The sequence below is a fragment of the Pseudomonas sp. LBUM1676 genome (assembly GCF_059695605.1).
Genome location: NZ_CP166777.1, coordinates 3,867,451 through 3,888,589, shown reverse-complemented (window position 1 = coordinate 3,888,589; position 21,139 = coordinate 3,867,451). Strand labels below are relative to the sequence as shown.

The 21,139-nt window shown below is 63.0% G+C and carries 18 protein-coding genes; 11 read left to right on the top strand and 7 right to left on the bottom strand.

The window, feature by feature from the left end; all coding sequences use genetic code 11:
• Positions 1–134 precede the first annotated feature (134 nt).
• The 9 genes from ACA041_RS17930 to ACA041_RS17890 all read left to right on the top strand — a co-directional run bounded on the left by ACA041_RS17930 (position 135) and on the right by ACA041_RS17890 (position 10,401).
• Positions 135–1,541: an ABC transporter substrate-binding protein gene (locus ACA041_RS17930; protein ID WP_497434950.1), complete on the top strand. Its 1,407-nt coding sequence runs from the start codon at positions 135–137 to the stop codon at positions 1,539–1,541.
• Positions 1,542–1,610: 69 nt separating this feature from the next.
• Entirely contained in the window at positions 1,611–2,393 is a 783-nt protein-coding gene (locus ACA041_RS17925; RefSeq protein WP_497434945.1) for an ABC transporter permease, read from the top strand.
• Positions 2,393–3,241, top strand: coding sequence for an ABC transporter ATP-binding protein (locus ACA041_RS17920; protein WP_497434939.1), 849 nt, complete (start codon positions 2,393–2,395; stop codon positions 3,239–3,241). Before ACA041_RS17925 ends, ACA041_RS17920 begins: the two co-directional genes overlap by 1 nt.
• Positions 3,238–4,200 (top strand): HEAT repeat domain-containing protein, encoded by a 963-nt coding sequence (locus tag ACA041_RS17915; RefSeq protein WP_497434933.1) that lies wholly within the window; start codon positions 3,238–3,240, stop codon positions 4,198–4,200. The genes ACA041_RS17920 and ACA041_RS17915 overlap by 4 nt, the downstream gene beginning before the upstream one ends.
• A complete protein-coding gene (locus ACA041_RS17910) occupies positions 4,197–4,484 on the top strand; it encodes a DUF971 domain-containing protein (protein ID WP_497434926.1) in 288 nt (95 codons plus the stop codon). Before ACA041_RS17915 ends, ACA041_RS17910 begins: the two co-directional genes overlap by 4 nt.
• 185 nt (positions 4,485–4,669) lie before the next feature.
• Positions 4,670–5,287, top strand: coding sequence for a transcriptional repressor LexA (gene lexA / locus ACA041_RS17905; protein ID WP_497434921.1), 618 nt, complete (start codon positions 4,670–4,672; stop codon positions 5,285–5,287).
• The gene (gene imuA, locus ACA041_RS17900) at positions 5,287–5,904 is read left to right on the top strand and encodes a translesion DNA synthesis-associated protein ImuA (protein WP_497442105.1); all 618 of its coding nucleotides are present in this window, start codon (positions 5,287–5,289) and stop codon (positions 5,902–5,904) included. Before lexA ends, imuA begins: the two co-directional genes overlap by 1 nt.
• 7 nt (positions 5,905–5,911) lie before the next feature.
• A complete protein-coding gene (locus ACA041_RS17895; RefSeq protein ID WP_497434918.1) occupies positions 5,912–7,327 on the top strand; it encodes a Y-family DNA polymerase in 1,416 nt (471 codons plus the stop codon).
• Positions 7,303–10,401 (top strand): error-prone DNA polymerase, encoded by a 3,099-nt coding sequence (locus ACA041_RS17890; protein WP_497434914.1) that lies wholly within the window; start codon positions 7,303–7,305, stop codon positions 10,399–10,401. The genes ACA041_RS17895 and ACA041_RS17890 overlap by 25 nt, the downstream gene beginning before the upstream one ends.
• A gap of 144 nt (positions 10,402–10,545) precedes the next feature.
• On the opposite strand, the gene ACA041_RS17885 is transcribed toward ACA041_RS17890, so the two are convergent.
• The 7 genes from ACA041_RS17885 to ACA041_RS17855 all read right to left on the bottom strand — a co-directional run bounded on the left by ACA041_RS17885 (position 10,546) and on the right by ACA041_RS17855 (position 17,933).
• Complete coding sequence (locus ACA041_RS17885; protein ID WP_497434909.1) at positions 10,546–11,211, bottom strand: flavin reductase family protein; 666 nt, start codon at positions 11,209–11,211, stop codon at positions 10,546–10,548.
• 12 nt (positions 11,212–11,223) lie between these two features.
• The gene (locus ACA041_RS17880) at positions 11,224–12,711 is read right to left on the bottom strand and encodes an amidohydrolase family protein (protein WP_497434904.1); all 1,488 of its coding nucleotides are present in this window, start codon (positions 12,709–12,711) and stop codon (positions 11,224–11,226) included.
• Positions 12,708–13,904: an amidohydrolase family protein gene (locus ACA041_RS17875; RefSeq protein ID WP_497434900.1), complete on the bottom strand. Its 1,197-nt coding sequence runs from the start codon at positions 13,902–13,904 to the stop codon at positions 12,708–12,710. Before ACA041_RS17875 ends, ACA041_RS17880 begins: the two co-directional genes overlap by 4 nt.
• Positions 13,905–14,059: 155 nt before the next feature.
• Positions 14,060–15,112, bottom strand: a complete 1,053-nt coding sequence (locus tag ACA041_RS17870) for an extracellular solute-binding protein (RefSeq protein WP_497434895.1) — start codon at positions 15,110–15,112, stop codon at positions 14,060–14,062.
• A gap of 31 nt (positions 15,113–15,143) precedes the next feature.
• Complete coding sequence (locus tag ACA041_RS17865; protein WP_497434891.1) at positions 15,144–15,932, bottom strand: ABC transporter permease; 789 nt, start codon at positions 15,930–15,932, stop codon at positions 15,144–15,146.
• On the bottom strand, positions 15,929–16,846 hold the full coding sequence (locus tag ACA041_RS17860) for an ABC transporter permease (protein WP_253428679.1): 918 nt from the start codon (positions 16,844–16,846) through the stop codon (positions 15,929–15,931). Before ACA041_RS17860 ends, ACA041_RS17865 begins: the two co-directional genes overlap by 4 nt.
• Before the next feature lies 1 nt (position 16,847).
• Positions 16,848–17,933, bottom strand: coding sequence for an ABC transporter ATP-binding protein (locus tag ACA041_RS17855; protein ID WP_497434885.1), 1,086 nt, complete (start codon positions 17,931–17,933; stop codon positions 16,848–16,850).
• Positions 17,934–18,073: 140 nt separating this feature from the next.
• Between ACA041_RS17855 and ACA041_RS17850 the strand changes: the two genes are divergently transcribed.
• Positions 18,074–18,766, top strand: coding sequence for a GntR family transcriptional regulator (locus tag ACA041_RS17850; protein WP_497434882.1), 693 nt, complete (start codon positions 18,074–18,076; stop codon positions 18,764–18,766).
• A 210-nt stretch (positions 18,767–18,976) separates the two neighbouring features.
• Positions 18,977–21,088: a hybrid sensor histidine kinase/response regulator gene (locus ACA041_RS17845; RefSeq protein WP_497434880.1), complete on the top strand. Its 2,112-nt coding sequence runs from the start codon at positions 18,977–18,979 to the stop codon at positions 21,086–21,088.
• Positions 21,089–21,139: the final 51 nt, after the last annotated feature.

Below are 21,139 nucleotides of genomic sequence, written 5' to 3'. Positions count from 1 at the left end.
GATGAGGCCGCCACAGACAACACAACAGCTACCCGGCAACACCGGACGCTTGCTTCAAGACACCCCTCGTTTCCCACCACGCCCTGATCGTGGCGGAGACGAACATCCTATAAATGATTCGAGGGGAAACACCTATGTTATTGCGTGCAGCATTTGCCGGTCTGGTACTGGCTTCGTTCACCTTCTCGGCCTCCGCCGAAACCATCCGCATCGCCATCGGCACCCAGGACACCACGATCAACTGCGCCGCCGGCGGCCTGTTGATTCGCGAGCTCGGTCTGCTGGACAAATACCTGCCCCACGACGGCCAATACAAAGACGCCAAGTATGAGGTCGAGTGGAAGAATTTCACCAGTGGCGCGCCCCTGACCAACGAGATGGTCGCGGGCAAACTCGACTTCGGTGCCATGGCCGATTTCCCCGGTTCGTTCAACGGCGTGGCGTTCGAAACCGCGGGCAAGCACAGCCTGTTCATCAGCGTCCTGTCGGGCAGCATCAAGGGAAGCGGCAACGGCATCGTGGTGCCGAGCGCATCCAACGTGCAGTCATTGGCCGAGCTCAAGGGCAAGACCATTTCCGTGCCGTTCGCTTCCACCGCCCATGGCATGTTGCTGCGAGCCGTGGCCGCGCAGGGCTGGGATCCGCTCAAGGACGTGACCATCATCGCCCAGCCGCCGGAAGTCGCAGGTTCCGCGTTGCAGGCCGGGAAGATCGACGCCCATGCCGACTTCGTGCCGTTCGCCGAACTGTTCCCCAGCCGTGGTTTTGCCCGCAAGATCTATGACGGTTCCCAGGCGAATGCCCCGACTTTCCATGGTGCCCTGGTCGATCAGGCGTATGCGAAAAAGTACCCGGAAATCGTCGTCGCTTATCTGCGCGCCAGTATCGAAGCCAACCAGCTGCTGACGGCAGAGCCCGAGAAGTACAGCGAGTTGATCGCCAAGGTCACCGGGGTCGATGCCGAGGTCAATTACCTGTTCTACGGTCCGCTCGGGGTGCAGACCCGCGACCTGAGCTGGAAGCCGGAATACCGCCAGGCAGTGGGTACCGCGATCGATACCCTCAAGTTGCTGAAGAAGGCTGATCGCGGTCTCGATCTGAACACCTTCATTGACGACCAGTACATCCGCGCCGCGTTCAAGGCCTCGAACCTGGATTACACCGCGCAGCTTGCGAATTACGAGCCGACCCCGCTGAACGCGGTGGATGCGCTGAGTGGCAAGCCGATTACCGATTTCAGCCATGTGGCCGAGGTCTGGGTGCGTGGCGAGCCCAAGGTTCGTCAATACGCCACGACGGAGTCGGCGTTCACCGCGCTGGCCAGCCTGAAGCAGGAAGGCAAGAACATCCGCGCGGTGTATGCCCAGGCGAGCGACAGCGGGATCAAGTTGCTGGCGGACCAGGCGTGGTTTGCCAGCGATGCGAAAGGGCGCCTCAGCGCGTTTCTGCTCAAGGGCCAGGCCCAGCAATTCGCCACGGCCCAGGGCGGCAAGGTCTTGGACTTCAACGACGCCACCACCCAGGCCGTTGCCAGCCGCTAACCCCAAAACACCGCAACCCCTGTGGGAGCAAGCTCGCTCCCACAGGGTCCAGGGTTGAGAGGAAGAATTGTGTACCGATCATATGCACGCTGGATCCCCCGAGCCGCCTCGTTGCTGCTCTGCCTTCTGTTCTGGCAACTCGCCGCCAGCGGCCACTGGAACCTCGGCCTGGTCACCTTTGCCAACGTTCCGGCACCGCTTGCCGTCATCGAAGCCGCCCTCGGCCTCGGCGACTCCGGCAAGCTTGTTCAACACCTGAGCAGCAGCCTCGGCCGGGTGTTCGCCGGTTACCTCGCGGCGCTGATCATCGGCGTCGCCCTGGGCTTGGCGATCGGGCGCTCGAAATGGGCCGAGGATCTGTTGCTGCCGCCGCTGGAAGTCCTGCGCCCGATCCCGGCGGTGGCCTGGATTCCGCTGGCGATCCTGATGTTTCCCTCGTCAGAACTGTCAATGGTGTTCATCACCTTCACCGGCGCGCTGTTCCCGATCCTGCTCAACACCGTGCACGGCGTCGAAGGCGTCGACCGGCGCCTGATCGCCTCGGCGAAAAGCCTCGGGGCAGGGCGCCGGGCGATTCTGCTGGAAGTGATCCTGCCGGGTGCCGCACCGAGCATCATCACCGGCCTGGCCATCGGCATGGGCACCTCGTGGTTCTGCCTGGTGACCGCTGAAATGATCTCCGGACAGTACGGCATCGGTTATTACACCTGGGAGTCCTACACCATCCAGAACTACGCCGACATCGTAGTCGGCATGTTGCTGATCGGCGTACTCGGGATGGGCAGCAGTCTGCTGATCAAGCGCCTCGGCAGGTTGTTCACGCCCTGGCATCGACCACGAGGAAAAGCCTGATGAGCGCGATGCAAACCCCTGAAGGGCGGATCGACATCCGACAATTGTCCATTGTCCTCGGCGAAGGCCAGCACGCCTTCGAAGCCGTGCAAGGTCTGGACTGCCAGATCGAACCGGGGCAATTCGTGTGCCTCCTCGGGCCGTCCGGTTGCGGCAAATCCACCTTGCTCGGTGCGCTGGCCGGGCATCTGCAAACGTATACCGGCACCCTGAAAGTCGACGGCGCGCCAGTCTCGGGTCCATCACCCCAGCGCGGCATGGTGTTTCAGCACCACACGCTGTTCCCCTGGCGCACGGTGCGCGACAACGTCGCCTTCGGCCTGAAAATGCGTGGCATCGGCAAAGCCGAACGGCACCGGGCCGCTGACGAAATCCTGGCGTTGGTCGGCCTCGAAGGTTTTGCCGAGCGCTGGCCGGACCAGCTATCGGGCGGCATGCAGCAGCGGGTGGAAATCGCCCGGGTGCTGATCAACCGTCCGCGGCTGTTGCTGATGGACGAACCTTTCGGTGCCCTTGATGCCCTGACCCGGTTGAACATGCAGGAATTGCTGCTGGATATCTGGACGCGGATTCGCACCACCGTGGTGTTCGTCACCCATGACATCGACGAAGCGCTGTTCCTCGCCGATCGGCTGCTGGTGATGAGTTCGCGTCCGGGCCGGATCATCGAAGAGCTGCACCTGGATTTTCCTCGGCCACGCACCACCGAACTGGTGACAAGCCATGAGTTCTCCCGCTTGAAGCGTCATTGCCTCGAGTTGCTGCGTCACGAAGACGGTCGGCAGTTACCGCGCCTGAACCCTCTCGGACTTCCCCCTGAAAACAAACTGCCGCGATTTGCCCTATGACCTTTCTATTCGATGTAACCGATAACGACGACATTCTCGCCCTGCAACCGCGCCTGACGGATGAAGATCCGGGCGTACGCCGCATTGCCCTGATCGAGCTGGCCGACCTGGAAGAGCCGGATGGCTTGCTGTGGCTGGTCGATCGGCTGGCTGAAGACCCGACCGAAGAGGTCCGTGCCGAAGCCGCACGGCTGCTGGAAGCCTGGGAGGACACACCTGTGGTTGCGGCGCTGTGCCAGGCCCTGACCGATCCCTCTCAGGCCGTGCAGGCCGCTGCCGCGCAAAGCCTCAGCCTGCTCAAGAGCGAGGCGGCGGGCCGGGTGATCCTGCCATGGACCGGGCATGCCGACATCAGCGTGCGAATCGCCGCGTTCAGGGCGCTGCGCGAGTTGCGTTTTCCTGGCGCAGCCGAACCGGCCACCCTTGCATTGAACGATGAAGACGCCAGTGTTCGCCGCGAAGCCGTCGGTGTACTCGGCTGGCTCAAGCAGCTCGATGCGCTGCCGGCGCTTGCCCGATTGGCCAGTAACGATCCCGACACCGAAGTCCGTCGCGCCGCCACCGGGGCCTTGGGCCTGGCGTCCGACGCCCAAGTCTTGCCGGCCCTGCGCCAGGCGTTACAGGACCGGGCCTGGCAAGTGCGCGAAGAGGCTGCCACCACCCTGGGCAAGGTCGGGCACGCCGACGCCGGGCCGGCCCTGGTCGAAGCCCTGGGCGACGATTACTGGCAAGTGCGCCTGCGCGCCACCCGCAGCCTCGGTCGCTTGCAGTACGCCCCGGCGCTCGACCCGCTGATCGACACTCTCGGCCACCGTATCAGCAACCTGCGCAAGGAAGCCGCGTTGGCGCTGGGGGAGTTGAAGGATAAAGGCGCCATCGCACCCTTGCAGGCGGCACAGGACGACGGTGATCCGGAAGTGCGCAAGGCTGTGCGCATTGCGTTGAGTCAGTTGCAATGAATCCGCTGGCGATTGGTAATTCCCAGGGTAAACAGCAACTGCGGTTGAAGTGGTCCGATGGCCGCGAACAGTTGCTGGACCATGCCGAGTTGCGTCGTCAGTGCCCGTGTTCGCAGTGCCGGGCGTTTCGGCTGCAAGGGCTGACAGTGAAAGTTGATGAGCGCATACGTGTAGTCGAGCTCAATTCCCAGGGCTACGGCCTGCAACTGATCTTCAACGACGGCCATGATCGCGGAATCTACCCTTGGTCCTACCTGGCAAAACTCATCCCCGAAACCACCTGAAATCCCCTGTGGGAGCGAGCCTGCTCGCGATGGCGTCATAACAGTCAACATCAATGTTGAATGTCAGTCCGCTATCGCGAGCAAGCTCGCTCCCACATTTGACCGGTGTTTTGCGTGAGTTTTGTGGTCAACCCTGCCGCCGGCGGATTGGCGGCTCTTGTCAGGAAAGCGCCAAAAGAGTACAAATGTACTCCATGACGACTCTCACTCCCCGCCGTACCGCCATCCTGACCTTTATCCGCGATCGAATCGCCGAGCACGGTCAGTCCCCGAGCCTCGCTGAAATCAGCGAGGCGTTCGGTTTCGCCTCCCGCAGCGTGGCGCGCAAGCATGTGCTGGCGCTGACCGAAGCCGGTTTCATCGAGGTCAATGCGCATCAGGCCCGGGGCATTCGTTTGCTCGGTCAGCCGGCGCGGCCCGAGCTGCTGGACATTCCGGTCCTCGGTCGGGTGGCGGCGGGGGCGCCGATCGGAGCCGATGCCGAGGTGCACAGCCGCTTGCTGCTCGACCCGTCGATTTTCTCCCGGGTGCCGGATTATATGCTGCGGGTCCAGGGCGACTCGATGATCGAGGACGGCATTCTCGACGGTGACCTGGTGGGTGTGCATCGCAATCCGGAGGCAATCAACGGCCAGATCGTGGTGGCGCGGCTCGATGGAGAAGTCACCATCAAGCGTTTCGAGCGGGTCGGCGAGGCTGTGCGCCTGTTGCCGCGCAACCCGGCCTATCAGCCGATCATCGTTCGCGCCGGTCAGGACCTGGCCATCGAAGGGGTGTTCTGCGGCCTGGTGAGGCAAGGATGATGGGCGCCGTCGTTGCGTTGGATACGCTGTTCAATGGCGGCCAGGTCTGGCGGGGACGGCCTGCGCCCCCGGCCGCCAGCCCGCAACCCACCGGGCATGCCGCGCTGGATGCGGCGTTGCCCACGGGCGGCTGGCCGGAATCGGCATTGACCGAAATCCTGCTGGCCGGGCAGGGCGTTGGCGAGTTGCAACTGGTGTGGCCGGCGCTGGCGCGGTTGTCGGCAGCCGGTGAGCGCATCGTGCTGGTGGCGCCGCCTTTCGTGCCCTATCCCCAGGCCTGGCAGAACGCCGGGGTCGACCTGCGCCAGTTGTCGATCATCCAGGCCAGTGAACGTGATGCCCTGTGGGCGGCGGAACAATGCTTGCGTTCGGGCAGTTGCGGTGCGGTGTTGTGCTGGCCGCACAAGGCCGATGACCGCGCCTTGCGCCGCTTGCAGGTGGCAGCGGAAACCGGCTCGACCCTGGCATTCGCCTACCGCTCGATCCATGAAGCCATCAACCCTTCGCCCGCCGCCCTGCGTATCGCCATCGATGCCAGGCCTGCACAGTTGCGGGTGCTCAAGTGTCGGGGCGGGCTGGCCCGTGCGGCGCCGATTGCCTTCCCTGTGGGGCATTGAGGTTGCCATGCGCTGGGTGTGCATTCTCTTCCCGCAATTGGCGCTGGACGCGGTCCTGCGCCAGCGCTCCGATCCCGATGAGCCGCTGGCACTGCTGACCGGCCCGGCGCAGCGTCGGGTGTTGCAGGCGGTCAACGCTTCGGCGCGGGCGCTGGGCTTGCGCCCAGGCCAGTCGATGACCGCTGCGCAGGCCCTGAGCAAGGGTTTTGTCACGGCTGAATACGACGCTGCCGAGATCGAACACTGGCAGCAGTTTCTGGCCGCGTGGGCCTACCGCTTCAGCTCTCAAGTCAGCGTGCATTACCCGCGTGCGGTGGTGTTTGAAATCGAGTCCAGCCTGGGATTGTTCGGCGCCTGGCCACAATTCGAGGCGCGGTTGCGCACCGAACTCGGCGAACTGGGCTTTCGCCATCGGATTGTTGCCGCGCCCAACCCGGTGGCGGCACGGGTGCTGGCCAACGCGTATGACGGTCTGGTGGTGCCCGATGATCAAGCCTTGCAACATCATCTTGGGCAGTTGCCCATCGACCGGATCGGGCTGGAGGCCAGTGTCGCCACGGCGTTGTCGCGCATGGGCTTGCGTACCCTGAGTCAGGTGCAGGCGTTGCCCCGGCAGAGTCTGGCCCGGCGTTTCGAGGCCCAGGTGCTCAAGCACCTGGATGCCTTGCTGGGCACCCGTCGGCTGGCGCTGGCGTTCTACCTGCCGCCGGACCGCTTCGATGTACGCATCGAACTCAATTTCGATGTGCAGTCCCATCAGGCGCTGCTGTTTCCGTTACGCCGCCTCACCGGCGATCTTTCTGCCTTCCTGTGCGGCCGGGACAGCGGCGTGCAGCGCTTTGACCTGCACCTGGAACACGCCGGGTTGCCGGACAGTGTGATCAAGGTCGGCCTGCTCAGCGCCGAGCGCGACCCGGCGATGCTCTTCGAACTGGCCAGGGGGCGGCTGGAACAGGTCCAGGTCGAGGCCCCGGTGCGCGGTTTTCGTCTGCGCGCCGAAGACTTGCCGGCCTTCGTTCCCCAATACCAGGAGCTGTTCGACGACCGCCCGCAGCAGTCCTTGCCCTGGGAGCAACTGCGCGAACGCCTGCGCGCGCGGCTGGGGGATGACGCGGTGCAGGGCTTGCGGTTCCAGGCCGATCACCGGCCGGAGTGCGCGTGGCAAGCCAGTGTCGACAGTCAGCCCTGTGCAGGGCTCCCGGCCGTGCAGCGTCCGGGCTGGCTGCTGACCGAGCCCTTGGCGGTCCACGAAAGCTCGACGCGCATCCTGATGGGGCCGGAACGGATCGAGTCCGGCTGGTGGGACGGTGCCGACGTACGCCGCGATTACTACCTGATCGAAACCCGCTCCGGCCAGCAGGGCTGGGCCTGGCGTGCGGTGGGTGAGGGCGGCCCGTTGTGGCTGCAGGGCTGGTTCGCATGACGGTCGATTATGCCGAGCTGCACTGCCTGTCGAACTTCAGTTTCCAGCGGGGTGCTTCCAGTGCCCTCGAACTCTTCCAGCGGGCGAAAAAGCAGGGCTATCAAGCGCTGGCAATCACCGACGAATGCACCCTGTCGGGCATCGTCCGCGCCTGGCAAGCGGCGAAATCCGTGGAGCTGCCGCTGATTATCGGCAGCGAAGTGCGCATCGAGAACGGTCCGAAACTGGTGCTGCTGGTCGAAACCCTTGAGGGTTACCAGGGCCTGTGCCGACTGATTACCCAGGCCCGACGCCGCACGCAGAAAGGTCAGTACCAGGTGCTGCGCGAGGATTTCGACGAGCCATTGCCGGGGCTGTTGGCGTTATGGGTACCGGACGCGGTCGATGATGTTGCAAACGGTCGCTGGCTGCAGCAGACCTTCGCCGATCGCCTGTGGCTGACGGTGCAGTTACACCGCGGCCAGGACGATAGCCGACGGCTGGACGAGTTATTGATGTTGGCAAAGGAACTGCGCATCCCGGCGGTGGCCAGCGGCGATGTGCACATGCACGCGCGCGGGCGGCGCGCCCTGCAGGACACCATGACCGCGATTCGGCATCATCTGCCGGTGGCCGAGGCCGGGTTGCGCCTGCACCCCAATGGCGAGCGCCATCTGCGCAGCCTCGACGCCTTGGGCGACCTGTATCCGCAAGCGTTGCTCGACGAAACGCTGAACATCGCCCGGCGCTGCACGTTCGACCTCGGCCAGTTGCGTTATCAGTATCCTCGTGAGCTGGTGCCCGAGGGGCACACGGCCACCTCCTGGCTGCGGGTGTTGACCGGGCAGGGCATTGCCTGGCGCTGGCCAAAAGGCCCGCAAGCCAAGGTGTTGCTGCAGATCGACAAGGAACTGGAGCTGATCGCCGAGCTGGGCTACGAAAGCTATTTCCTCACGGTCCACGACATTGTGCGGTTCGCCCGCGAGCAACGGATTCTTTGTCAGGGGCGTGGGTCGGCCGCCAACTCGGCGGTGTGCTTTGCCCTGGGGATCACGGAAATCGATCCGGATCGCACCACGCTGTTGTTCGAACGCTTTCTCTCCAGGGAGCGCAACGAACCGCCGGACATCGACGTCGATTTCGAACACGAACGGCGTGAAGAAGTCCTGCAGTACGTGTTCCGCCGTTATGGCCGAACCCGCGCGGCGCTGACCGCGGTGGTCAGCACCTATCACTCGGCCGGCGCGGTGCGCGACGTGGCCAAGGCCTTGGGCTTGCCGCCGGATCAGGTCAATGCCCTGGCCGATTGCTGCGGCCATTGGAGCGATGACACACCGCCCGTGGAGCGCCTGCGTGAAGGCGGCTTCGATCCCGACAGCCCGGTGTTGCGCCGGGTACTGAGTTTGACCGGGCAGCTGATCGGTTTTCCCCGACACCTGTCCCAGCATCCCGGCGGTTTCGTGATTTCCGAGCAGCCTCTGGACAGCCTGGTGCCGGTGGAAAACGCCGCCATGGCCGATCGCACCATCATCCAGTGGGACAAGGACGATCTGGACGCGGTCGGGCTGCTCAAGGTCGATATTCTGGCCCTGGGCATGCTCAGCGCGATTCGCCGCTGTTTCGACCTGCTGCGTCGGCATCGCAACCTGGATCTGAGCCTGGCCACGGTGCCGGCCGAAGACCCGCAAACCTACGACATGATCGGCCATGCCGACACCGTCGGCGTGTTCCAGATCGAGTCCCGGGCCCAGATGTCGATGCTGCCGCGGCTCAAGCCCCGGACCTTCTATGACCTGGTGATCGAGGTGGCGATCGTGCGTCCGGGGCCGATTCAGGGCGGCATGGTTCACCCGTATCTGCGGCGGCGAAATAAGGAAGAGCCCGAGACCTATCCCTCCCCGGAACTGGAGGCGGTGCTCAAACGCACCCTGGGCGTGCCATTGTTCCAGGAACAAGTCATGCAGATCGCCATCGTCGCCGCCGACTACAGCCCTGGCGAAGCCGATCAATTGCGCCGTTCCATGGCCGCCTGGAAACGCCATGGCGGGTTGGAGCCACACAAGGATCGCCTGGCCGCCGGGATGAAGAAAAATGGCTATACGCCCGAGTTCGCCGCGCTGATCTTCGAACAGATCAAAGGCTTTGGCAGCTACGGTTTTCCCGAGTCCCATGCCGCCAGTTTTGCCTTGCTGACCTACGCCAGTTGCTGGTTGAAATGCCACGAACCGGCGGCCTTCGCCTGCGCGCTGATCAACAGCTGGCCCATGGGTTTCTACAGCCCGGACCAGATTCTGCAGGACGCGCGCCGGCATCACTTGCAGATTCGCCCGGTGGACGTGCGGGCCAGCGACTGGGATTGCAGCCTGGAACCGATCAGCGGTGCACAGCCGGCGATTCGCATGGGTCTGCGCATGATCAAGGGGTTTCGCGAGGACGATGCCCGGCGTATCGAAGCGGCCCGTGCGAAGGGGGTGTTCATCGACATTGCCGACCTCGGCGAACGGGCGCGTCTCGATGCCCGCGCCCAGGAGCAATTGGCCGATGCCGGCGCGTTGCGCGGCCTGGCGGGTGACCGTCATCGGGCGCGCTGGGAAGTGGCGGGTGTGCAGAAACAGCTCGGCTTGTTTGCCGGGCTACCGAGTCAGGAGGAAGGCCCGGTGGCATTGCCCAAACCCACCGTGGGCGAGGACCTGCTGGCCGATTACAACAGTGTCGGCACCACCCTCGGCCCGCATCCGCTGGCCCTGCTGCGGGGTGAATTGAAAGCCCGGCGTTGCCGCAGTTCGAAAGAACTCATGGATGTCGAGCATGGGCGCCCGGTCAGCGTTGCCGGACTGGTGACCGGCCGGCAACGCCCGGGCACCGCCAGTGGCGTGACCTTCGTCACCCTGGAAGACGAGTTCGGCAACGTCAACGTGGTGGTCTGGCGCGACCTGGCCGACCGGCAGCGACAGGTATTGGTCGGCTCGCAGTTGCTCAAGGTCGACGGGCGCTGGGAAAAGGAAGGTGAGGTACGCCACCTGATTGCCGGACGCCTGAGCGACCTGAGCCCGTTGCTGGACGGCATCAGTGTGCGCAGCCGGGATTTCCGCTGATCCCGCACATCATTCGACTGACGCACCGCTATCACTGTAGGAGCGAACTTGCTCGCGAAGGACTCAAGAACGCCGCGTTTATCCTACAACCCCGCGTTATCGTTAACGACCATCGTCGGAACGCCGCCCGGACCAAGCTCGCTCCTACAATTTGCCCTCAGGCCAAAACCGCTGTCCACCCCCCGGCGCATCCGTCCATGCCTGCAGCGACCGGGTCGGCAGGTCGAAATAATCCCGGGTGCGCGCATACCCATGCCCACCCATGCGGCCAATCGCGTCGAGCCCCAGTTGATCGATGTACAGGGTTTTCGGGTCGATCAATTCATCCCGCACATGGGCCATCAATACTTCGCCCAAAATGATCTCCCGCGACTGCCCGATGGACAGCGCCATCATCCTGCGGCATTCCAGCGCCACCGGGGCTTCGCCGATTCTCGGGCATTTGACGGTGGTGCCGGGGATAGCGGTGAGGCCCGCGGCCGTCAGTTCGTCGAAGCCCGGGGCGAAGGGCACGGCGCAGACGTTCATGGCTTCCACCAGGGCATCGCTGACGATGTTCACGGTGAATTCCTGGTTGAGCTGGATGTTGCGGGTGGTGTCCTTGGGGCTCTGGTCGCCGTAGTTTTCCACGCCCAGTGCGAGGATCGGCGGGTCGGCCGAGAGGGCATTGAAGAAGCTGAACGGCGCGGCGTTGATCCGGCCTTCGCCGTCGATGGTGGTGACCAGGGCAATCGGCCGCGGCACCACGCTGCCGATCAGAATCTTGTATTTGTCCCGCGCACTCAATGTGCTGAAGTCAAAGCTTTGCATGGGCAGAAATCTCTAAAGAAGTGGATCGAGGGTGCTCAATGGCACCTGCGCGCTGTAGTCGTCGGCGAACGGGATGGCCGGTTTAAACAGGCTTTTCCAGTCCGGTTGGCCAAAGGCCCGGTCGCTGTGACTGCGCATCAGTTTTTCGAATTGTGTTTGTGCCTGACGTTGTAGAGCGGGGTAGTCGACGCCTTGAACCTGGCCGTCCCGCATGACGCAGCGGCCGTCGATGTAGCTGGCGATGCAGTCGTCGCCGCGACCGGCCAGCACCAGGTTTTTCAATGGATCGAACAGCGGCCCCAGGTGCAGGCCGCGCAGGCTGAACACCGTGATATCGGCCTTGGCGCCCGGTGCCAGACGACCGAGATCGTCACGGCCCAGGGCCCTGGCGCCGCCAAGGGTGGCGGCGTTGTACAGGTCCAGGGTGCTGGTCAACGAGTTGCCGACCTCCAGCAAACGGGCGATGTTCAGGCCCTGGCGCATGTTCTCCAGCAAGTCCGCGGGCCAGGTGTCGGTGCCCAGGGCGAAGTTGATGCCCTTGGCCCGATAGCGCCCGAAGGAATTCAGCGCCTCGCCATCCCGGGCAAACACCACCGGGCAATGCACCAGGCTGGCGCCGCCATCCACCACCCGCCGCAGGTCGTCATCGCCGTGGGTGTAGATGCCGTGGGGCAGCAGGCTGCGCGGGGTCAGCAGGTCCAGTTGCTGCAGCCACGCCAGGGGCGAGACGCCGCGGAGTTGCTCGACCATTGCGACTTCGCCGAGCCCTTGGCAGCAATGCAGACGCATCGGCGCATTGAGTTCGCGGCTCAGCGCGGCGGTGCGTTGCAGCAGCGCCGGGGTGCAGGTCTGGATGCGATCCGGCAGCAGCGCGCCACGAATCAGATCGCCGTGGGCACCGTCGAAATCATGGAAAAACCGTTCGGCGGCGTCGATCCCGGCCATGCCCCGCGCCTCGTCCCAGTGATGCCCGAGACTTGCATCGGCGCGCCAGTAACTCATGCCGCTCATGTAGCAGGGGCCGAGGTAAGTGCGCAGCCCAAGCTCACCGGCGATACCGGCCACCGCAGCAAACTCGTCGTAAGTCTCGGCCCACTCGCGGTAGTACATCGAGGTGATCGGCATGGCCGTGGTGATGCCGTTGCGGATCAGCTGAGTGAAGGCGTAGCGGTACTTGAAGACTTCTTCATCCGGGCTGTAACTGTCGCGCGGGCCGGCCGCCAGATAGTCCTCGGACCACATCCGGCCCATGGCGCGCTCATCGCCGTTATCGAGTGTCAGCACCGTGGAATCGAGATCGCCAAGGGCATCCAGGTCAATGAAGCCGGGACCGATCAGCGCGTTGCCATGATCGATCCACTGATCCACCGGCTCCGGATAGTCACGCCCGACAAACAGGATACGCGAACCCTCGAACACCACTTCGCCGTTACGCCACAGCACATGCTGCGTGCCGTCGAAACCGACCACGCAACTGGCCCTCAAGCCAATACGCTTCACAAGCGACTTTCCAGCAGGCGTCCACCGGAGGCTATCAACCGGCCGCCGCGATAAACCTGTCGCGCCGGACGCGAAACCACCGCCTCACCCAAGGTCTGCACCGGCATCAGCAGGAAGTCCGCCGGCCGGCCGATCTCCAGCCCATACCCGTCACAACCCAATGCCCGAGCGCCATTGACTGTCGCCGCCTCGAACGCCGCCAGCAGTTCCTCGTCCTTGTTCAAGTCAAAACGAAACGCCAGCAACATCGCCCGTTCCAGCATGTCGCCGTTGCCCAGGGGCGACCAGGCATCGCGAATCCCGTCCGAACCCAGGCAGACATTGACCCCGGCCTCGCGCAGGGCGAGGAACGGTGGTACCGCGCAGTCGGCGGGTGCCGAACTCATCAATGAAATATTCAGCGCCGCCAGACGCTCGGCCACGGGTTTGACCTGACTCCACGGCAACATCCCAAGGCAGTAAGCATGACTGATCATCACCCGGCCCTGACGCGCGAAACGCTCGGTGTAGTCGGCGATCAGCGCGATCTGCCACAGGCCCAGTTCACCTTTGTCATGCAGGTGAATGTCGACGCCGCGATCGAATTCGCTGGCCAGCTTGAACACGAAATCGAGTTGGGCGATGGGGTCGTTGTCGATGCCGCAGGGGTCGAGGCCGCCGACGTTTTCCACGCCCAGGACCATGGCTTCGCGCATCAGCTCGGCGGTGCCGGGACGGCTGATCAGGCCGGTTTGCGGAAAGACCACCAGTTGCAGATCGATCAGGTCGCGGTAGTTTTCCTGCAGCTGCTGCAGGGCAGCGACATGGCGCAGGCCGAAGTCCGGATCGATGTCGACGTGACAGCGCATGGTCAGCGAACCCCGGGCGATGCAGTTTTCCAGCAGGGCGCCGGCCCGTTGGGCAATGGGGCTTTCGACTTCGCGCAGGACGCGGCGTTCGTTGGCGATGTAGTCCTTGAGGGTGGGACCTGCGCTGTTTGGGCGCCAGGGTTGGCCCCAGAGGGTTTTGTCGAGGTGGACGTGGCTTTCTACCAGGGCTGGGGTGAGGAGCTGGTTTCGGCCGTCGATGTCGGTGGCGGTCAGTGGCGCGCTGGTGGCCGGGCGCCGAGCCTGGAACAGGCCGTTTTCCAGAAGCAGGTCTTCGCCGGTTGAACCGTAGGGCCGCACATTGCGCAGCCAGCGGGGTTGGGTCATGGCAAACCTCGAATTGTGTGGTGTTTGTGCGGGCCTCATCGCGAGCAAGCTCGCTCCCACAGTGGTTTCTGTCAGGCACAGAATTTTGGGTCATCCCGAACCCTGTGGGAGCGAGCTTGCTCGCGATGGCCGCGACTCGGTCTTAAGTCAGGCAATCAGCCCTTGAGCTTCGCCCAAATGCGGTCCTGCAGCTCCCGCGCCTTGTTGCTGCACTCTTTCTCCGGGCGCAGGCGCGAGGCGAATTCGTCGGGCATGTTGATGGCGTCCATGACACTCCATTTGGCGTCGATCAGCTTGTCGCTCTGGATGCCATTGGCGTAGGCGATGGCGTTGGACACGGCGGCGGCGTTTTCCGGTTTCATCATCCAGTCGATGAAGATCTTCGCGTTGCCAGGGTGCGGCGCGCTTTTGGGCACGGCGAAGTTGTCCTGGAACATCGCCAGGCCTTCACGGGGATAAACGTACTTGATCGTGCTCTTCTGCAACGTGGCCCGGGCGGTGGAGCCGTTCCAGTTCTGCATCATGATCACTTCACCGGAGGCCATGCGGTCGACGGTGTTGTCCGAGCTGTACATCTTCAGAAAAGGTTTCTGTTTTTGCAGCAGCTCCAGGATGCGCTTGGCGTCCTGCGGGTTCTCGCTGCATTCATCGACGTTCAGGTAATGACTGGCGGCGTTGATCACGCTGCTGGAGGTGTCGAGGGCGGCGAGTTGGCCTTGCAGTTCCTTGCGCGGTTCGAAGAACTCCTTCCACGAGTCGTCCAGCTTGCCGCCGGGTACCCGCGCGCTGTCATAGGAGAACCCGGTGGTGCCCCACAGGTACGGCGCCGAGAACTTGCGGCCGGGGTCGAATCCCGGGTCGCGGAACGCCGGCTTGACGTACTGGAAGTTGGGCAGGCTCGGCGCGTCGATGGCCAGCAGCAGGTCCTGGTTGATCAGGGTGCGCATGATCGACTGCGACGGCACGATCACGTCATAAGCCGCGCCACCGGCCTGCAACTTGGCGAGCAGGGTTTCGTTGCTGTCGTAGCCGTCCATGGTGACCTTGATCCCGGTCTCTTTCTCGAACTTGGCCAGCAGTTCCACCGGGTAGTAGTCGGTCCAGTTGTAGAAGAACAGTTGCTTGGGCTCGGCGGCGTGGGCGCTTAACGCCGTGAAGCAACTGAGGGCCAGACCGGTGACAGCTACACACATGCTTTTTATTTTCATGCTCTTGTTCATAAGAGAAGACGCTCCAGGCTCATTGGTTTTTGCCGCGCTGTCCCAGCCAGAAGGCCAGCACCACCAGCACGATGGAAATCAGCAGCATCAGGGTCGAGATCGCATTGATCTCCGGGGTCACGCCGGACTTGATCGCCGAGAAGATGTACACCGGCAAGGTCGTGGAACCGGGGCCGGCGACGAAGAAGGTCATGATGAAATCGTCGAGGCTGACCACGAACGCCAGCACCGAACCGGACAACACCGCCGGCCACAACAGCGGCAAGGTCACCCGGCGAAACACCTGCCAGGGGTTGGCGTACAGATCGTTTGCCGCCTCCAGCAGGCTCTTGTCCAGGTCATTGAGGCGTGCGCGAATCGGCAGGTAGGCGAAGGGAATGCAGAAGCCGATGTGCGCGACGATCACCGTCAGCAAACCCAGCTTGATACCCAGGGCCATGAACAGCAGCAGGGTGGCGACGGCGGTGACGATTTCCGGCAGGATCAGCGGCAGGTTGATCCCGCCCTCGACCATTTTCTGTCCGTAGAACGGCCGGTAAGTGGCCAACGCCGCCAGCAAGGCGATGGCCGTGGCGCAGACCGTGGCGATGCTGGCCACGATGATCGAGTTCAGCGCCGCGGTCTGGATCGACGGGTTCGCCAGAATCCGTCCGTACCAGGCGAACGAGAACTCGGTCCAGACCGTCGCCGAGCGATTGGCGTTGAAGCTATAGGCAATCAACACCAGGATCGGCAGGTACAGATAGGCCAGGATCAGCAGGCTGACTTCCCGGGTCAGGGGCAGTTTTTTCAGGTGCAGGGCAATCATGCGGTGGCTCCCCGGCGGAGTGTTTTGGCGGCGCTGCGGCTATAGAGGGCGTACAGCACCAGGGACAGCAGCAGAATGCCCAGCAGCAGGAACGACAGCGAACTGCCCAGCGGCCAGTTGCGCGCGGTGCCAAACTGCTGCTGGATCAGGTTGCCGATCATCAGCGTCTTGCCGCCGCCAAGAATCGCCGGGGTGATGAACGCACCAAGACTCGGCACGAACACCAGCAGCGCGCCGGCAATCACCCCTGGCATCGACAGTGGCAGGATGATCCGCTTCAGCGCGTGCCAGCGATTGGCACCCAGGTCGTAGGCGGCTTCCACCAGACGCCAGTCGAGTTTTTCCAGGGTCGAGTAGATCGGCAGAATCATGAACGGCAGGAAGCTGTAGACCAGCCCGACGCTGACCGCAAAGTCGTTGTAGAGCAGGGTGATGCCACCGGCTTGAGGGAACAGCGCATTGAGGCTCTGGGCCACCCAGCCATGCTCGCGCAGGATGATCAGCCAGGCGTAGTTGCGGATCAGCAGGTTGGTCCAGAACGGGATGGTGATCAGCAACACCATGAGGTTGCGTCGACGGGGTGTCAGGCTCGACATCCACAGCGCCACCGGGAAACCGAACAGGAAACACAGCAACGTGGTGCCACCGGCCTGGAACACCGAGCGCAACAACGCCTGGGCATAGACCCAGTTCAGCTCCAGTTCGCCGTCGAAACCTTCCTGGAAAAACAGTTGCACGTAGCTTTGCAATTGCCAGTCGGCCTGCCAGTCGACACCGCCATAGACGTTGCGCGGCAGCAGGCTGATGTAGCCCATGATGCCCAGCGGAATGGCAATCAGGGCCAGCAGGGTCAGGACCACCGGGCTGAGTAACAGCGCGCGGTTGAGTGCGGGGGAAGTGCTGCTGACGCTCATTTCAGGCCTCCATCAACAGGCAGGCGTGGGGCGGCAGGTTGACCGCGACGCGATCACCGACCACCCGGCCGCGGTTCAGGCCTTCGTTGTTCTCGCGCAGCATGACCTTGATGTCGTTGTTCAAGCGGCACTGATAAAGCGTCGCGGTGCCGACATACAACACCGCTTCAATCACACCCCGCAGGTGATGCGGTTGCGCCGGGTCGACCAGTTGCGAACGCTCCGGGCGGAACGCCAGTTGCACTTTTGCGCCATCGAAGCCTTGGGCCGGGCAGGGGATTTCCACCGGCATGCCGCTGGGCACGAAGATTTTTTCGTTCTGCTGGCCGCGCTTGAGATGGCCGGGGAGGAAATTGATGTCGCCGATGAACTGGGCGACGAACTGATGCTGCGGGCGCTCGTAGATATCGTTCGGCGTGCCGATCTGCAGGATCTTGCCGGCGGACATCACGGCAATGCGGTCGGACAGGGTCAGGGCTTCTTCCTGATCGTGGGTGACGAAAATGAAGGTGATCCCGGCTTCCTTCTGCACGCGCTTGAGTTCGACCTGCATTTCCTTGCGCAGCTTGAGGTCGAGGGCCGACAGCGGTTCGTCGAGCAGCAACACCCTGGGTTTTGGTGCCAGGGCCCGGGCCAGGGCCACGCGTTGCTGTTGACCGCCAGACAGCTCGGCCGGTTTGCGCTTGGCCAGGTGTTGCATTTGTACCAGCGCCAGCATTTCATCGACCCGTTGCGCGATCTGCTCGCGATCAAGACCCTGCATCTCGAGGCCGAAGGCGATATTCTGCGCGACACTCATGTGCGGAAACAGCGCGTAGCTCTGGAACACCGTGTTGACCCGACGCTTGAACGGCGGCAGGTCATTGACCGGTTCGCCGGCGAGGCGGATCTCACCTTCGCTGACGTGCTCGAAGCCGGCGATGGTGCGCAGCAAGGTGGTCTTGCCGCAGCCGGATGGGCCGAGCAGAGTGAAGAATTCGTTGTCGGCGATGTCCACCGAAACGTTATCCAGAGCCGGGGCCAATCCCGGATCTTCGGAATACCGCTTGGAAACGTTACGCACTTCAATCGCTACTGGATGACCCATAATGGTGCATTCCTCTAATTATTGTATGCAATATCTGGATGCAATCTACAAATAACCGGATTAATCTGCTCGTGCAACCCCCTTTTTCAATGGCTGCTCATCGCCAGGGGCCGGTTGTTTAGCGCAAAAGGAGTGTTCCGATGACCGAGAAAAAACTGGAGACCACGGTCGACCGCGTCTACCAAGGGGTTTACGAGGCGATCAGCAAACGCTCGTTGCGTCCCGGGATGAAGCTGGGCGAGGCGTCGCTGGCCGAGCTTTTCAATGTCAGCCGAACGTCGGTTCGTGCCGCGCTCAAGCAATTGGAGGCCGATGGACTGGTCACCACCGAGCCCAACAAGGGGGCCTCGGTGTCATTGCCAAGTGACGAGGAGATCCGTTCGCTGTTCGAAACCCGGCGCCTGATCGAGATCGGTATCGTCAGCGAGCTGTGCCGTCGGCGCGACACCGCGGTGACCCGGGACCTGCGCGATCATTTGTTGCTCGAGGACGAAGCCCATCAAAGCGGCGATCACGAGCGGCTGATCCATCTGCTCGGCGAGTTCCACATCAAGCTTGCGCAAAGCCTGAATAACCCGGTGTTGCTGGACTGGTTCCGCAAACTGATTTCCCGCGCCTCGCTCTACGCCGCAGCGCTGGATGACGACAGCCACCGGGCCTGCCGCGATGACGAACACCTGCGCCTGATCGAGTACATCGAAGCCGGCAACCAGAGTGCGGCCATTGAGCTGACCTGCATGCATTTGAACGGCATCGAGAAGGCCATTCTCGACGTTGCGGCAACGTTGAAAACCGGTTATCACCCGCTCAAGCACCTGATCGAGGTACTGTAGGAGCGAGCTCGCTCGCGATGGAGGTCAACGATAACGCGTGCTGTCTGGATGAGCGCGTCGCTCTCGGGTTTTTCGCGAGCAAGCTCGCTCCTACACGGGGTGAACCATGGGCGTTCCAAGCAGGGTGTGAATCAGTGATACGCCAATGAACCATTGGCGCCCCCTGTGCTCGAAGCAGACAGGTGCCATTTCAGGGAAAAGAGCCAGTCGATGCGGTTTCTAGACGATAGCCACGGATGTGCCGGCTGGAACGGTGAAATGGCCGGGCGTATTCGTGCGTTCGACTGGAGCTCGACCGAGCTGGGGAATATGGATGCCTGGTCCGCAAGCCTGTGCAGCACGGTGCAGTTGATGCTTGCTTCGCCGCTGCCGATGGTGATGCTCTGGGGTCGTCCTGGTTACATGATCTATAACGACGCGTACTCAAAATTCGCCGGAGGTCGCCATCCTTACCTGCTGGGCTCACCGGTCGAACTGGGCTGGCCGGAAGTGGCCGAATTCAATCGACATGTAGTCGACACTTGCCTGGCGGGCGGCACGTTGTCCTATCGAAATAAAAAGCTGGTGCTACTGCGCGACGGGATCCCCGAAGACGTCTGGCTGGACCTGTATTACAGCCCGGTGGCCGATGATGAAGGCAAACCGGCCGGGGTCATGGCGATGGTGGTCGACACCACCGAGCACGTGATTTCCGAACGTCGCCGCCGCGCCGCCGAAGACGCCTACCGCGCCGACAATGAACGGGTACGCCTGGCGCTCAATGCCGGCGCCTTGCTTGGCTCGTTCGTCTGGGACATCAAGGGCAATGTGCTGTCCGGCGATGAACGCTTCGCCCGGACCTTTTCCTACCCGGCCGAGCAAAACCTGGCCGACCTGGCAACGGACATTGCCGAAGCACAGATCCACGCCGATGATCGCAGTTGGGTTCAGGAGCAGGTCAGTCAATCGGTGCACACCGGCGAACCCTTCAACGCCGAGTACCGGGTGATGCGCCCGGATGGCAGTTATGTGTGGGTCCAGGCCAGTGGCTGCTGTGAATTCAATGAGCAGGGCGAACCGTTCCGCTTTCCCGGGGTGTTGATCGACATCCACGAACGCAAGACCGCCGAAGAATCCTTGCTCAGGTTCACCCGCAACCTGGAGCAGCGCGTGGCCGATGAAGTCGAAGCGCGGCTGGCGGCTGAAGAGCAATTGCGTCAATCACAGAAACTCGAAGCCATCGGCGGCCTGACCGGCGGCGTGGCCCATGACTTCAACAACCTGTTGCAGGTGATCGCCGGCAACCTGCATCTGCTGGCGCGGCATGAGCCGGACAATGCCAACGTGCAGCGCCGGGTCAGTGCCTCGATTGCCGCAGTCGAGCGCGGCGCCAAGCTGTCCTCGCAACTGCTGGCGTTTGCCCGTCGCCAGCCGCTGTCCCCTGCGGTCTGCGATCCACGACAAATCTTCGATGGTCTGGCGGAGCTATTGCAGCGGGCCCTGGGGGAAACCATCCAGATCAGCGTGACTGCGCCCGAAGACGCCTGGTACCTGCACGTGGATCGCAATCAGTTGGAAAACGCCATCCTCAACCTGGCGATCAATGCCCGTGACGCCATGCAGGGCGAAGGAACGATCGAGCTGAGTGCCGGCAATATTGCACTCGATGCTCAGTTCTGTGCGGGCAAGGGCATCGTGGCCGGCGATTACGTGTGCATCGGGGTGGCCGACAGCGGCGTCGGCATGTCGCCCGACGTGCTCGGGCACGCATTCGAACCGTTTTTCACCACCAAGGCCGATGGCCAGGGCACGGGGTTGGGCCTGAGCATGGTGTTCGGTTTCGTCAAGCAAAGCGGCGGGCATATCGAAATGTCCAGTGTCCCGGGGCGGGGCACTCGGGTGCAGCTGTATTTCCCGCGCAGCCTGCGTGCGTTACGCAGTGAAACGACATTGCAGGAGCCACAACGCCAGGGCGGCAACGAAACCGTGCTGGTGGTCGAGGACAACGAGGCGGTGCGCAGCGCGGCGGTCGAGTTGCTACGCGAGGAGGGCTATCAAGTCCTGACCGCCGGCAATGGCGACAGCGCCATGCAGATGTTGCTCGAAGGCGTGGCGGTGGACCTGATCTTCACCGATGTGGTCATGCCCGGCCTGATCAAGAGTTCGGACCTGGCGGCCTGGGCCAAGGTGCAGACGCCGCCGGTGCCGATCCTGTTCACCTCGGGCCACACCCGTGACATCATCTCGCGCAATCACCAGCTCAGCCCCGACACCCATCTGCTGAGCAAACCCTATGGTCCCGAGGCGCTTACGCAAATGGTCCGCACCGTGCTTAACGGCTGACGCAATCACACAGTTGGAGTGCAGACCCTCATTCCTTTGAACCTTCCAATC

Coding starts and splice junctions, on each gene's coding strand:
- ACA041_RS17845 (WP_497434880.1), top strand. CDS start 18,977: ATGCGGTTTCTAGACGATAGCCACGGATGTGCCGGCTGGAACGGTGAA.
- ACA041_RS17865 (WP_497434891.1), bottom strand. CDS start 15,932: ATGATTGCCCTGCACCTGAAAAAACTGCCCCTGACCCGGGAAGTCAGC.
- ACA041_RS17870 (WP_497434895.1), bottom strand. CDS start 15,112: ATGAAAATAAAAAGCATGTGTGTAGCTGTCACCGGTCTGGCCCTCAGT.
- ACA041_RS17930 (WP_497434950.1), top strand. CDS start 135: ATGTTATTGCGTGCAGCATTTGCCGGTCTGGTACTGGCTTCGTTCACC.
- ACA041_RS17875 (WP_497434900.1), bottom strand. CDS start 13,904: ATGACCCAACCCCGCTGGCTGCGCAATGTGCGGCCCTACGGTTCAACC.
- ACA041_RS17860 (WP_253428679.1), bottom strand. CDS start 16,846: ATGAGCGTCAGCAGCACTTCCCCCGCACTCAACCGCGCGCTGTTACTC.
- ACA041_RS17885 (WP_497434909.1), bottom strand. CDS start 11,211: ATGCAAAGCTTTGACTTCAGCACATTGAGTGCGCGGGACAAATACAAG.
- imuA (WP_497442105.1), top strand. CDS start 5,287: ATGGGCGCCGTCGTTGCGTTGGATACGCTGTTCAATGGCGGCCAGGTC.
- ACA041_RS17910 (WP_497434926.1), top strand. CDS start 4,197: ATGAATCCGCTGGCGATTGGTAATTCCCAGGGTAAACAGCAACTGCGG.
- ACA041_RS17895 (WP_497434918.1), top strand. CDS start 5,912: ATGCGCTGGGTGTGCATTCTCTTCCCGCAATTGGCGCTGGACGCGGTC.
- ACA041_RS17855 (WP_497434885.1), bottom strand. CDS start 17,933: ATGGGTCATCCAGTAGCGATTGAAGTGCGTAACGTTTCCAAGCGGTAT.
- ACA041_RS17850 (WP_497434882.1), top strand. CDS start 18,074: ATGACCGAGAAAAAACTGGAGACCACGGTCGACCGCGTCTACCAAGGG.
- ACA041_RS17915 (WP_497434933.1), top strand. CDS start 3,238: ATGACCTTTCTATTCGATGTAACCGATAACGACGACATTCTCGCCCTG.
- lexA (WP_497434921.1), top strand. CDS start 4,670: ATGTACTCCATGACGACTCTCACTCCCCGCCGTACCGCCATCCTGACC.
- ACA041_RS17920 (WP_497434939.1), top strand. CDS start 2,393: ATGAGCGCGATGCAAACCCCTGAAGGGCGGATCGACATCCGACAATTG.